Annotated in this window: 12 protein-coding genes and 1 pseudogene; 8 read left to right on the top strand and 5 right to left on the bottom strand. The window is 72.7% G+C overall.

Going from position 1 to position 12140, the window contains the following annotated elements:
- Positions 1–9: 9 nt before the first annotated feature.
- Both FB465_RS32635 and FB465_RS32640 read left to right on the top strand, forming a co-directional pair.
- Positions 10–555 carry a DoxX family protein gene (locus tag FB465_RS32635; protein WP_246193014.1) on the top strand — a complete coding sequence of 182 codons (546 nt, stop codon included), beginning with the start codon at positions 10–12 and terminating at the stop codon, positions 553–555.
- Positions 556–617: 62 nt separating this feature from the next.
- A complete protein-coding gene (locus tag FB465_RS32640; RefSeq protein ID WP_170290736.1) occupies positions 618–1130 on the top strand; it encodes a hypothetical protein in 513 nt (170 codons plus the stop codon).
- A gap of 101 nt (positions 1131–1231) precedes the next feature.
- On the opposite strand, the gene FB465_RS32645 is transcribed toward FB465_RS32640, so the two are convergent.
- A complete protein-coding gene (locus FB465_RS32645; protein ID WP_145796398.1) occupies positions 1232–4087 on the bottom strand; it encodes a hypothetical protein in 2856 nt (951 codons plus the stop codon).
- Between the two features lie 153 nt (positions 4088–4240).
- On the opposite strand from FB465_RS32645, the gene FB465_RS37250 reads away from it, so the two are divergent.
- The 3 genes and pseudogenes from FB465_RS37250 (at position 4241) to FB465_RS37260 (ending at position 5376) form a co-directional block, all read left to right on the top strand.
- Entirely contained in the window at positions 4241–4483 is a 243-nt protein-coding gene (locus FB465_RS37250) for a dTMP kinase (protein WP_246193016.1), read from the top strand.
- Positions 4484–4527: 44 nt separating this feature from the next.
- Positions 4528–4869 (top strand): annotated as a pseudogene (locus tag FB465_RS37255) (STAS domain-containing protein); the annotation flags it as partial.
- A gap of 90 nt (positions 4870–4959) precedes the next feature.
- Positions 4960–5376 (top strand): STAS domain-containing protein, encoded by a 417-nt coding sequence (locus FB465_RS37260; protein WP_246193375.1) that lies wholly within the window; start codon positions 4960–4962, stop codon positions 5374–5376.
- Positions 5377–5447: 71 nt separating this feature from the next.
- Here the strand turns inward: FB465_RS37260 and tuf are convergent, their stop codons facing one another.
- The 3 genes from tuf to FB465_RS36080 all read right to left on the bottom strand — a co-directional run bounded on the left by tuf (position 5448) and on the right by FB465_RS36080 (position 7140).
- Positions 5448–6629, bottom strand: coding sequence for an elongation factor Tu (tuf, locus tag FB465_RS32655; RefSeq protein ID WP_145796401.1), 1182 nt, complete (start codon positions 6627–6629; stop codon positions 5448–5450).
- 89 nt (positions 6630–6718) lie between these two features.
- The gene (locus FB465_RS36075; RefSeq protein ID WP_170290737.1) at positions 6719–6997 is read right to left on the bottom strand and encodes a hypothetical protein; all 279 of its coding nucleotides are present in this window, start codon (positions 6995–6997) and stop codon (positions 6719–6721) included.
- A 5-nt stretch (positions 6998–7002) separates the two neighbouring features.
- Positions 7003–7140 (bottom strand): hypothetical protein, encoded by a 138-nt coding sequence (locus tag FB465_RS36080; RefSeq protein ID WP_170290738.1) that lies wholly within the window; start codon positions 7138–7140, stop codon positions 7003–7005.
- Positions 7141–7272: 132 nt separating this feature from the next.
- On the opposite strand from FB465_RS36080, the gene FB465_RS32660 reads away from it, so the two are divergent.
- A complete protein-coding gene (locus FB465_RS32660) occupies positions 7273–8118 on the top strand; it encodes an SMP-30/gluconolactonase/LRE family protein (protein WP_246193018.1) in 846 nt (281 codons plus the stop codon).
- Positions 8119–8238: 120 nt separating this feature from the next.
- Here the strand turns inward: FB465_RS32660 and FB465_RS32665 are convergent, their stop codons facing one another.
- A complete protein-coding gene (locus tag FB465_RS32665; RefSeq protein ID WP_170290739.1) occupies positions 8239–9681 on the bottom strand; it encodes a PucR family transcriptional regulator in 1443 nt (480 codons plus the stop codon).
- Positions 9682–9783: 102 nt separating this feature from the next.
- On the opposite strand from FB465_RS32665, the gene FB465_RS32670 reads away from it, so the two are divergent.
- Together FB465_RS32670 and FB465_RS32675 are read left to right on the top strand one after the other, a co-directional pair.
- Positions 9784–10974, top strand: coding sequence for a CaiB/BaiF CoA transferase family protein (locus tag FB465_RS32670; protein WP_145796406.1), 1191 nt, complete (start codon positions 9784–9786; stop codon positions 10972–10974).
- Entirely contained in the window at positions 10971–12137 is a 1167-nt protein-coding gene (locus FB465_RS32675; RefSeq protein ID WP_145796408.1) for an acyl-CoA dehydrogenase family protein, read from the top strand. Before FB465_RS32670 ends, FB465_RS32675 begins: the two co-directional genes overlap by 4 nt.
- Positions 12138–12140: the final 3 nt, after the last annotated feature.

Below are 12140 nucleotides of genomic sequence, written 5' to 3' on the forward strand. Positions count from 1 at the left end.
AGGATGGTCATGTTCGGAACCCTCATGCTTCTCGCGGTCCCCTGGCTGGGATTTCGGCTGCTCGGCGCGCTCGGAATCGGGAGGTTCGCCACCTGGCGAGCCGGCGCCGCACACGGACTGGCGGCCATGCTCGTGGCCACGGGCTCCGCGCACTTCGCCCCCGCGAGCGTCACGGTGATGCCCAGTCACGCCGGCCTGGTGGCGATGGTCCCGCCGTTCGTGCCGTTTCCTCATGCGATGGTCTACGCGACCGGCGTGCTGGAACTCCTCGGCGCCCTGGGACTCGTCGTGGCCGCGACTCGTTCGACGGCCGGGATCGGCCTTGCCGCGCTCTTCGTGCTGATGCTCCCGGCCAACATCTACGCCGCCATCGACGACGTGCCGCTCAACGGCGAGCCTGCCACGCCCCTCTGGTTCAGGGTCCCCGAGCAGATGGTCTTCATCACGATCGCACTCTGGGCAGCCGCAACCGCCGACAACACCCCACCTGCCGCCGAAAAGGCTCCGGTGCTCAAGTGGCCGGTCCGACTGCGCCGGCATTCCGGCCATGGCTGAGCCAGCCCCAACTCATTCACGACACCGGTCAGTTCGCCGCACTGTCCCTCCGCTTCGCTACGGTGACCCTCATGACCGACCGTACAGACGACGCCCCGGACCCCCAGCGTCACCCGGAGCTGCTGATGTGGCTGTCCGAGCGATCCTCCGGCTTCGAGAACTGGGCCCAGGCCACCGGAACCCCCGAGCGCTGGGACTTCAGCCCCGCCTCCCTGGACGTGCTCGAAGACCTCCTGCGGCAGACCCTCACCGGCGAGGAGGACATCGACGAGCAGCGGCGCGGAGCGTTCATCCAGGGCGCCGTCTGGTACTTGGGGGAAGTGGCGTGCCGAGCCACCGGGGTGGTGTGGAAGTACGAGCCGTTCGCATTCGCCGGCGAACCCCTTCCGTCCCTGTTCGCCGAGGTGTACGCGTCGGGGACCATCGGCCTCGATCCGGATGTTCGCCCCGGGAGCGGACGACGAGCTCGACACGCCGTACCTGACCCAACTGCACTTCCAGGACGAAGACTTCGTGTACCCGCTGAATCACTTGACCCTTCTGTTCTGGAAAGACGGCGCGACGTACAACCATGAGGAATCGCACCTGCGCGACGCATTCGACGACTTCGAGTAACAACCAGGCCCGCCCCGCCGGGCGAGCATCAACCACCCCGGCGGCCATCCCGAGCACCCGGTCAGCGGGCCAACGGGCCGGCCGGAATTCCGTCGGCCTCCAGCCCGTACCTCGCGTGCTCCTGGTCGCCGTTGCGCAGGACGCGCACCAGGCCCTCCCAGGCCGTGACGTCGCCCGCGTCCACGGCGACGCGGTAGGCGCGTTCCGCTCCCGCCCGGTAGCAGTCCTCCTCGTAGAGGCCGCCGAGGGCACCCCACGCGTCCGCGTCGCCGAGCTCCGTGGCCCGCCGGTACGCCCGCTCCGCGCCGTCCACGTCCTTGAGTTGCTCGCGCACCCGCCCGAGCGCCGTCCACGCACCGATACCGCCGACGTCGACGGCCCGCGCGGCCGCCAGCTCCGCGCCCTGCGTGTCGCCGGCCCGTTCCCGCGTCCGTGCGAGGACCGCCCATGCCTGGGGGTCGCCGTTCTCGGCCGCCTCCGTCGCCGCGCGCTCCGCACCCGGCGTGTCACCCGCCAACTGCCGCATCCGGGCCAGCACGGTCCAGGTCTCGGCATCGCCGGCGCGGGCTGCCTGCGCCGCGGCGACGTCGGCCGCCGAGGGATCTCCTGTCTGCTGTCTGAGTCGGGCGAGCAGGGCCCAGGCGCCCGGGTCTCCGCGTCTGGCGGCTTGTTCGGCCGCCGCGTTGCCGCCGATCGGGTCCCCGGCCGCCTCGCGGAGCCCGGCCGTCCGAACCCATGCGGCCGTCACCCCCACCCGGGCCGCCCGGAGGTAGGCGGTCTCCGCCCCGGCCCCGTCACCGGCGATCTCCCGCATGCGTGCCAGGAGGCTCCAGCCTTCGCCGTCCCCCGCCTCGGCGGCGTGCTCCGCGGCGGCCTCGGCGCCCTCGGTGTCCCCGCCCGTCCAACGCAGCCGGACCAGGTCCGTCCACGCCGAGGCACCGACCGAAGCAGCCTCCAGGTAGGCGAGTTCTGCGGCGCTGCGGTCCCCGCTACGCTCGTGCAGTCGTGCGAGTCCTGTCCAGGCCCAGAGCTCGCCGGCCCAAGCGGCCTCCTTGAAGGCCCGCATCGCACCTTCGTGGTCGGCGGAGGACTCACGCAGTCGCGCCAGCGCCAGCCAGGCCTGTGAGCTGCCCGCGAGCAGCGCCCGGGAGGCGAGCTCCTCCGCTCCGCGCTGATCTCCCGTCTGCTCACGCTTCCGCGCCAGCGCCACCCAGGCCAGCGGTTCCCCTGCGTTCGCCGCCTCGCGGTAGGCCCGCTCCGCACCGGAGTCATCGTGCGTCGCCTCCCTGGCGGCGGCGAGCAGGATCCAGGCGCGCGCACTGCCCGCCACCGCGCGCTCCGCCGCTGCGCTCTCCCCGGTCTCCTCCAGCAGGGCGGCCAGGGCGGCCCTTGCCGGTCCGCCCCCCAGCTCCATGGCCCGCCGGTACAGCTGAACGGCGTGCCCCAGGCGGCGGCGGTCCTGCGCCGCCCTGCCCAACGCGTACAGGTCGGCGGGCGTGTGCGCGTGACGTGCGGCGGCCTCCCAGAGCGAGCGCGGCGGCGCGAGGTGGGCACGCTTTCGCCGCAGGTGCTGGTCGAGGTAGTCGTCCGGACGGTAGCCGTCCGCCTCGCCGAATCCCGGTGCGACCCGCTCGGCGATGAGGGCGGCGAGTTCGCCCCGACCGTGTTCGTCGAGGTGGTGGCAGAGCGAGCCGGCGGCGGTGGCGAACCAGCCGTCGTCGGTCACGCGCGCGGAGGTGGGCAGGTAGCCCACGACCGCCTCGGCGAGCAGCTTCCCCGGCAGGGCACCGGCGTGGCCGAGCCGGCGGGCGTCCACGGCGGCGGTGAGCAGCGCGTACTCGATCACGGTGAAGAACCTGCCCGGGCCGCACTCGTAGCGCCGGACCAACTCCGGCCCGCCGGTCAGATGTTGCAGGACTCGCCCGTCCGCTGCGGAGGCCCGTAGGGCGTCGGCCAGACGCGGATCGCGGGCGGCCTTCTCCACCAACTCCGGAAGATGCCCCGCCATGGTGGCCGGTACGTCGATCTCCGCGTTGTTCGCGGCCAGCAGCGCCCGGACGTGGAAACGGTCGCTCTCCGCCTCCTCGGCGTTCGGGCGGGCCGTCAGGCGTTGCAGGTGGTCCGTCCGCAGTGTGCCCAACACCACGAGCGGGGTGACCCGTTCGAGCAGTGCGGTCAGTGCAGAGGCGACCTCCTCGCCCTGCTCGCCGGCGAGGAACCGCTGGGCGTGGTCGAGCCAGACCACCGTTCGAGGTCCGAGGCTCTCGTCGGCCACGAGGGCGAGCAGCTCCGGTGCGCCCCCGGAGGGGGACACCAGGTGCCAGTCGGGCAGGACGTCCAGGACGGCTTCGAAGGCGGCCCTGGTCTTGCCGGTGGAGGAACTGCCCACCAGCAGCGCGAAATCCGAGCCTCGTTCCGAGTCGGCCGACCGCAGGCGGTCCCGCAGGATCCGGTCGTGCCGGCGGACGACGTACTCATTGAGCAGCCCCGGGTCCGCGCCGTCGGTGGAAACGGCCCGGTGCACCCCCAGGCGCAACGGGTCCCACTGGCGGACCGTGCGTACGGGGGACGGCGGCGCGTCGCACGCCTCGGTCCACAACTCCCGTGCCGAGGCCATGGCTTCGGCCGCGGGCTTCCCCGCGCGCTCGGCGAGGACCGCGGCGACGGATACCGCGTCCTCCTGGCTCGGCAGGCGCTCGGTGCTCAACAGGCGCGAGATCGTGTCCTTCCCCGGGGCGCCGGGCAGTTCCTCAGCCTCTGCCACCAAGTGGGCGATGACCTCCAGGGCGGGTGCCCCGGCGTCCAGATACAGGCGGTAGAGGTACTTCTTGAACGTGCGCAGCGGCCCGGGCGGCACCTGTGCCTGTGGGACGGGCCGCGCCTTGCGCGGACCGCTGCGCTTCTCGTCGCCACTCATCGCTCGTCCCCCCGTGCTCGCTGCGCGCCGGTCGTGGTGCCGACGCCTTCCGTCGCTACTCGTCGCCGTCCGTCGACGGCTCTTCGGGCGGCCCCATGGTGGAACGACCGGGCGGCGGTTCAGTCGTCCGCCACCACAGCTCCGGAGGCCACGATGCCCCTCCTTCCCGTACCGCTGACCGGTCGGGTGTGCGACACCCTCCGCTCCGTCGCCATTGTGGCGCTGCTGATGCCGCCGTTCCTCCTCGTCGTCGTGGCCTGCCTGCCGGCGGTGGCGGTGCTGCCGTTCCTTCCGGGCGGAAGCGACCGGGCCCTGCGGATGGTGCGTCAACTCGCCGACTGGAGCCGCTCTCTGCCGATGACGGCCGGGGGCCGGGCGGCCCGGCGCCCAGCGTAGAATCTTCACACCCGCAGCCAGCGAACGGACAGTCCGTGGAACTGATCTACTCGTCGACCGCGAGCCTCACCATCAGCTATGAGCACATATCCGACATGACCACAGTCGTGACGGTGGTGGGGGACCTCGACGTCTACCTCAGCCCGATCCTCCGCGCCGCGGCGGTCGAGATCCTCGACCGGGGAGGGAGCCGGCTGATCTTCGATCTCAAGGGAGTCGAGTTCCTCGACAGTACCGGCTTCGGCGTCCTCGTCGGGGTGCTGAAGCGTTGCCGGGCCCGCGAGGGCGACGTGGCCCTGGTGAGCCCCTCCCGCCACATCCGGAAGGACTTGCGCATCACCGGACTCAGCAAGGTGTTCCCCGTGTTCAGCTCCGTCCCGCAGGCCGCGGAGGAACTGGAGCTGTGGTCCGTGCTCGGTGCCGAGATCGGCAGGATCCGGCGCTGGGCGGCGGTGGCGGGAGCGACGGACGGCACGATGGACGCGACGCGGGGCCTGCAGGCGAAACTGGCAGCGGCAGCGCCACAGCACGGGCAGGAGGGATGCCCGGGATTGACGATCGACCGCGACGCGGGGTCGGGCCAGGTGACCGTCCTCACCCTGGGCGGCTGGCTCGACACCCACTCCGCGCCGGAGCTTCGTGGAGAGTTCGTCACCCTGGTCGACCAGGGTCAACGGCTGCTCGTCGCAGACCTGGTCGGCGTGAGCCGGTTGGACAGCGTGGGCCTGGGCGTGCTGGTCGGCGGGCTCAAGCGGCTCAGGAACGCGGGCGGGGCCATGGGGGTCGCGCTGGCGGAGTCGCCGGTCCTGGAATTCCTTCGCTGCTGCGGACTGACCAAGGTCTTCGCGATCCATGACACTCCGGCCACCGCCGCGCAGTCGCTGCAGGCCTGACGGGCCGCTGCTGCAGCCCCGACCGGCAGGCCGGAAGGGCCGGAGGCGAGTGCCTCCGGCCCTTCCAACGGTCATTCGCCGACGGTCTCCACCGTGCCGGCCGCCACGGTCCGGCCGCCCTCGCGGACGGCGAAGCCGAGGCCGGGCTCGATCGGGACGGGCTGACCGAGCGTCACCGTCACGTCGACGGTCTCGCCCGGCAGCACCGGCCCGCTGCCCTCGGGCAGCTCGACGTCACCGACCACGTCGCCCGTCCGCAGGTAGAACTGCGGACGGTAGCCGCTGGTGATCGGCGTGCGGCGGCCGCCCTCCGCCGTCGACAGCAGGTGCAGCCGCGCGGTGAAGCGCGTACGCACCGAGGTGCTGCCGACCGCGGCGACGACCTGCCCGCGGCGGACCTGCCCGCGCTGCACACCGCGCAGCAGCAGCGCGACGTTGTCGCCCGCTTCCGCGGACTCCATCGTCCGGCCGAAGGTCTCGACACCCGTGACGACGGACACCACGTCCGCGCCGTAGCCGAGGACCTCCACCCGGTCGCCCATCTGCACGCGCCCGCGCTCGACCGCGCCGGTCACCACCGTGCCGCGCCCGGTGATGGTGAGCACGTTCTCGACCGGCAGCAGGAACGGCGCGTCGGTGTACCGCACGGGCGTGGGGACATAGGCGTCCACCGCGTCCAGCAGCTCCAGCAGCGCCGCCGACCACTGCGGGTCGCCCTCCAACGCCCGCAGCCCGGACACCCGGACGACGGGCAGCGCCGCGCCGTCGTAGCCGTGCGTGGTCAGCAGGTCGCGGACCTCCAGCTCGACCAGCTCGAGCAGCTCGGGGTCGCCGGCGTCGGCCTTGTTGAGCGCGACGACGACGTGCTCGACGCCGACCTGACGGGCCAGCAGGACGTGCTCGGCGGTCTGCGGCATCACACCGTCCTGCGCGGAGACGACCAGGATCGCGCCGTCCAGCTGGGCGGCGCCCGTGATCATGTTCTTCACGAAGTCGGCGTGGCCGGGCATGTCCACGTGGGCGTAGTGGCGGGTCGCCGTCTCGTACTCGACGTGGGCGATGTTGATGGTGATCCCGCGGGCGGCCTCCTCCGGAGCGCGGTCGATCCGGTCGAAGGGAACGTACGCGCCGCCGCCGCGCTCGGCGAGGACCTTGGTGATGGCGGCGGTGAGGGTGGTCTTGCCGTGGTCGACGTGACCCATGGTGCCGATGTTGAGGTGCGGCTTGGTCCGCACGAAGGCCTGCTTGGCCATGGTGATGATCTTCCTGGGAGTCGTGACGACGGGACCTCTTCGACGGGCCGACCTTCCCCGTCCGAGGTCCCGGGACGTCCCGGAGAAGGTCAGCTTCGTGCGCCGTCGAATGCGGCTGCGACTGCCGGGGCAGCAGCCATCGCGCCCGCGGCTGCGGGGAATTCGGCGATGGCGTACTGGAACATGCGGATCATCCTGCCCGCGAGGAGAGGTGGCACGCCACCGGTTATTCCGCGAAACGTGAGCCCGACGCCCGGAGTGTCGACGAGAATCGGGCGGGGCGGGCGCACTCGCGAGAGGTCGATCCGATGGATCGGATGAAGCGGGAACCTGACGACGAGAGCGAGTTCACCGAGGTCCACGGCCACCGCGATCAGCTGGCCAACCGGCTTATGGACTTCCGCAGCGCGCCGCCTGCGGCGAGCAGGGCCCGTCCTCGCTGATCCCCCGGATCGACGAACATCGACTCGCCGTTGAGCTCCACGAAGGTGCCGGACGGAGAGTCGGCCATCGGTGAGTCCCTCTGTCTCCAGCTCGGTGGAACCACACTAGCGGCGCGGCCGGTGTGTTCGGAGGTGAGTTCGGCCGGCGGTGTCGTCCAATGGGGGAAGCGCCGCCGTCGCCGCCCACCGAGGAGCTCCCCGTGCCCGAACCCCGCATCCTGATGACCGGTCTGGTGCTCGGCGAGTCGCCTCGCTGGCACGACGGCCGGCTGTGGGTCTGCGACTGGGGAGCGCACGAAGTCATCGCCCTCGACCTGGACGGCCACCGTGAAGTCGTCCTCCGGGTGTCGTCGTTCCCGTTCTGCATCGACTGGCTGCCGGACGGCCGCCTGCTCGTCGTGGCCGGCAGTGACCGGCGGCTGCTGCGCAGGGAGCCCGACGGGTCGCTGGTGCCCCACGCGGACCTCGCGGGCCTCTGCGACCGCCCCTGGAACGAGGTCGTCGTGGACGGACGGGGGAACGCCTACGTCAACTGCATCGGCTTCGACATGATGGCCGGTGAGGAGGCCGCCGACGGAGTCCTCGCCCTGGTCGCCCCCGAGGGTTCGGCACGCCGGGTGGCGGAGAAGGTCGCGTTCCCCAACGGCATGGCGGTGACACCGGACGGCTCGACGCTGATCCTGGCCGAGTCCTACCGGAGCCGGCTCACGGCGTTCGACATCGAGGCTGACGGCGGACTGACGAACCGCCGGGTGTGGGCCGAGCTCGAGGGCGCTGCCCCCGACGGCATCTGCCTCGATGTCGAAGGTGCGGTCTGGTACGCGGATGTCCCCAACAAGTGCTGTGTGCGGGTGCGCGAGGGCGGGGAGGTGCTGCAGACGATCGCCCTCGACCGCGGGTGTTTCTCCTGCGCGCTCGGCGGCCCGGACGGCCGGACCCTCTTCATGACGGCGGCGGAGTGGCCGGCCGCGGCGAATACGACCGGCGGGACACGCACCGGCCAGGTGCTGGCCGCGCAGGCACCGGCTCCCGGCGCTGAGGGGTGACCACAGGGGCGCGGGGCCCTGCTTGATGAACTGCGTGCGCGAGATCGGAAGGCGACGACCTGTGCCCTTCCGGTTTTCGTGCAGTTCCCCGCGCCCCTGGGTACCCGATTGCCCAAATCCTTAAGCCAGACCGTTCGATCTGAGGGTCAGCCAGGTGTGGGCGGCCACATCCGGGTCGTCGAGGTCCGCGCCGAGCAGGCGGGTCGCGGTGGCTATCCGGTGCCTCAGGGTGTTCCGGTGGATGCCGAGCTCGGCGGCCGCCCGTTCCCACTGGCCCTGGTGCCGTAGGTAGGCGGCCACGGTGGCCACCAGGTCGGAGCGCCGGTACGCGAGCAGCGGCTCCAGCGAGGGAGCCGCCGGTACGTCGGCCAGGTCGCGGGCGGTGCCCGCCGGGAGGGCCGCCAGGCTGCGGCGCAGCGCCGGCAGCTGCCGGTGCAGTTCGGCCGGGCCGGTTTCGGGGCCGAGCAGGGCCCCGGCCTCGGGGAACCGTTCGGCGATGACCCTCAGGACCGCCTCGGCGTCCCCGGGCGGGAGCAGCGCCCAGACCGCGTCCGTCTCCCCGACGGCGGGCAGAAGCCGTCGGTCCGGTGCGGGCGAGGGCTCGAGGACGTCGAGTACGTCGTCGACGGCCGGCCCGGCGACCGCGAGCACCCGTAGGCGCGGCGGGACGGCGGGCAGGCCGAGGTCCGCCGCCAGTGACCGGGCCGCGTCGATGTGCCCGGTCATCAGCAGCCGGGCGACGCAGTCCCGCGAGGCCCGCGCGGCGGCGACCCCGCGCCAGCGCTGCTCGCTCTGCAGCGCGAGCAGGGCGCAGGCGGTCAGCACCAGTTGCCGGTCGGGCCCCTTCATGGGCCGGGGGCTGCCGGTGGCGACGAAGCCGCTGAGCCGCCCACGGCTGGTCAGCGGCTGCAGGACGACGTCCTCGCCGCCCACCGGGAAGGTCGCGGAGGCGTGCGGCCCGGCCACCCGCAGCCGTGCCACCTCCGCGACGACCTGGCGGGCGGTGGCGCGGCGGTTCCTCGGCCAGACCTCCATGACCTCGCCGTCCGGGCTCAACTGCGCGGCCCACCCCTCGACGGCGCTCGCCAGGGTGCGGACCACGGCGGGGACGGGATCGGGGCCGGCCGCTGCCCGTACCAGCTCGCGATGGGCGCCGAGCGCCGCGTGGAGTTCCGCGCGCCCGGCTGCGGCGAGCAGCGACCAGTACCGGCGGGCGACCACCAGGAACGGTGTCGGCGCGGGCACCACCAGCAGCGGCAGCCCTTCGGCCTCGCAGGCTTGGACGAGCGTGTCGGGCACGGTGTCGTGGACGGGGCCCAGGCCGATCCCCAGCCCGGCGATCCCGTGGCCGGCCACCCGGGCCACGTACGCGCGCGCCTGGGCGGTCTGGCCGGTGAGGCCCATTCCGGTGGTGAGCAGCAGCTCGCCGCCGGTCAGGTAGGGCGTGGGGTCGGTCAGCTCGCTGACGTGGACCCCGGTGACCTCGCGCGGTGGCGGGCTCGAAGGCGTCACGGGCGCCAGGTCGGCGCCCAGCACGCGGGCGAGGACGTCGAGGGTGGGCATCGGTCCCTCCTTCGGGATCCGGTGCATTCTGCACCGGTACCACAGATTGTGGGTCGGAACATCCAGAGAGTTCCAGCCCTGCGGGCCCTAGGTTGGCTGACCATGGATCTCTTCGAACCGGTCGCGAGCGGTGGGCCTCTGGCGGGCGTACTGGTCGCCGACTTCAGCCGGGTGCTTGCCGGGCCGCTCTGCACCATGACCCTGGCGGACCTCGGGGCGACCGTCGTCAAGGTGGAGCGGCCCGGCTCCGGTGACGACACCCGCGCCTGGGGTCCGCCGTGGTCGGCCACCGGCACCACGTACTTCGAGAGCGTCAACCGGTCCAAGCTGAGCGTCACGCTCGACCTCGCGGACGACGGGGACCGCGCGATGGCGCGGGAACTGGCCCGTCGCGCCGACGTCCTGGTGGAGAACTTCAAGCCCGGCACCCTCGACCGCCTCGGCCTCGGCCACGACCAGGTCGCCGCCGGAAACCCGGGCATCGTCTACTGCTCCGTCACCGGGTTCGGCAGCGGGGCCGGTGCCGACCGGCCGGGCTACGACTTCGTCGTCCAGGCGCTCGGCGGGCTGATGAGCATCACCGGCGACGCCGACGGCGGGCCCACCAAGGCCGGCGTCGCCCTGGTCGACGTCCTCACCGGCAAGGACGCCGCGATCGGCGTGCTCGCCGCGCTGGCCGAGCGGGCGCGGACGGGGCGCGGCTGCCGGGTCGAGGTCAACCTGCTCTCCAGCCTGCTGGGCTCCCTGGTCAACCAGGCGCAGAGCTACCTGGAGACCGGCCGGCCGCCGGGTCGCCTCGGCAACCGTCACCCCTCGATCGCGCCGTACGAGACCCTGCGCTGTCGCGACGGGCTGCTCGCGGTGGCCTGCGGGAACGACGGCCAGTTCGCCCGTCTGGCGGCCACCCTCGGGGCGCCGCTGCTGGCCGAGGACGAGCGCTTCGCCACCAACGCGGCCCGGGTGGGCCACCGCGAGGAGCTGGTCGCCGCCCTGGAGAAGCTGCTCGCGGAAGCCGACTCCGCCGTCTGGCAGGAGCGCCTCACCGCGGCCGGCGTCCCGGCGGGCATGGTGGGCACGGTCGCGGACGGCTTCGCCCTCGCCGAGAGCCTCGGGCTCGCCCCCACCGTCACCCCGCCGACCGGCGGCCCGCCCACCCCCAGGCACGCCGCGACGTACTCCACCGGCCTGGTCCAGCCGCCCGCACCGCCACCCGCGCTCGGCGCCGACGACGCCCTCGTCCGCGGCTGGCTCTCCGACCCGGCATGTCCCCCGCTCCGAAAGGCCTCCTCATGACCGACCCACTCGACCTGGCCGGTACCGACGACCTCCTGAGCCCGGAGGAGAAGGCGGTACGGGCCGCCGTCCGCCAGGTCTGCGACGTCTCGATCGAGCCGTACATCGCCCGGTGGTACGAGGACGGCGAGCTGCCCGTGGTCCGCGAGCTGGCCAAGGAGCTGGGCAGCCTCGGACTGCTCGGCATGCACCTGGAGGGCTACGGCTGCGCGGGCATGAGCGCGGTCGACTACGGCCTCGCCTGCCTCGAGCTGGAGGCCACCGACTCGGGCATCCGCTCCCTGGTGAGCGTGCAGGGGTCACTGGCGATGTACGCGATCCGGCGGCACGGCACCGAGGAGCAGAGGCGGGAGTGGCTGCCCCGGATGGCGGCCGGCGAGGCGATCGGCTGCTTCGGCCTGACCGAGCCCGACCACGGCTCCGACCCGGGCGGCATGCGTACCCGGGCCCGGCACGACGGCTCCGACTGGGTGCTGGACGGCACCAAGATGTGGATCACCAACGGTTCGGTGGCGGACGTCGCCGTGGTCTGGGCGCAGACCGAGGAGGGCGTACGCGGCTTCGTCGTCCCGACCGGCACCCCCGGGTTCTCCGCCGTCACCATCAAGCACAAGATGTCCCTGCGGGCCTCGGTGACCAGCGAGTTGGTCCTGGACGGCGTACGGCTGCCCGCCGAGGCCGCCTTCCCGGAGGTGCGCGGCCTCGGCGGCCCGCTCTCCTGCCTCAACGAGGCCCGCTACGGGATCCTCTGGGGCGCCCTGGGGGCCGCCCGCAGCTGCTTCCGGACCGCGCTGGCCTACGCCGGGGACCGCACGCAGTTCGGCCGCCCGATCAGCGGCTTCCAGCTGACCCAGGCCAAACTCGCGGACATGGCCGTGGAGTTGACCAACGGCACCCTGCTGGCCCTGCACCTGGGCCGCCGCAAGGACACCGTGGGGCTCCGCCCGGAGCAGGTGAGCCTCGGCAAGCTCAACAACGTGAACAAAGCCCTGGAGATCTGCCGCACCGCGCGCACGATCCTGGGCGCCAACGGCATCTCGCTGGAGTTCCCGGTGATCCGGCACATGAACAACCTGGAGTCGGTGCTGACGTACGAGGGCACGCCCGAGATGCACACCCTGGTCATCGGTCAGGCCCTCACCGGTCAGGCCGCGTTCCGGTAGCTC

Origin of the sequence: Kitasatospora atroaurantiaca, assembly GCF_007828955.1 — a bacterium.
Classification (GTDB): domain Bacteria; phylum Actinomycetota; class Actinomycetes; order Streptomycetales; family Streptomycetaceae; genus Kitasatospora; species Kitasatospora atroaurantiaca.

Excerpts from the sequence above, each read along its gene's own strand:
- FB465_RS32635 (WP_246193014.1), top strand. The coding sequence starts at position 10 with ATGTTCGGAACCCTCATGCTTCTCGCGGTCCCCTGGCTGGGATTTCGG.
- FB465_RS32645 (WP_145796398.1), bottom strand. The coding sequence starts at position 4,087 with ATGAGTGGCGACGAGAAGCGCAGCGGTCCGCGCAAGGCGCGGCCCGTC.
- FB465_RS37250 (WP_246193016.1), top strand. The coding sequence starts at position 4,241 with ATGCCCCTCCTTCCCGTACCGCTGACCGGTCGGGTGTGCGACACCCTC.
- FB465_RS37260 (WP_246193375.1), top strand. The coding sequence starts at position 4,960 with ATGGACGCGACGCGGGGCCTGCAGGCGAAACTGGCAGCGGCAGCGCCA.
- tuf (WP_145796401.1), bottom strand. The coding sequence starts at position 6,629 with ATGGCCAAGCAGGCCTTCGTGCGGACCAAGCCGCACCTCAACATCGGC.
- FB465_RS36080 (WP_170290738.1), bottom strand. The coding sequence starts at position 7,140 with ATGGCCGACTCTCCGTCCGGCACCTTCGTGGAGCTCAACGGCGAGTCG.
- FB465_RS32665 (WP_170290739.1), bottom strand. The coding sequence starts at position 9,681 with ATGCCCACCCTCGACGTCCTCGCCCGCGTGCTGGGCGCCGACCTGGCG.
- FB465_RS32670 (WP_145796406.1), top strand. The coding sequence starts at position 9,784 with ATGGATCTCTTCGAACCGGTCGCGAGCGGTGGGCCTCTGGCGGGCGTA.
- FB465_RS32675 (WP_145796408.1), top strand. The coding sequence starts at position 10,971 with ATGACCGACCCACTCGACCTGGCCGGTACCGACGACCTCCTGAGCCCG.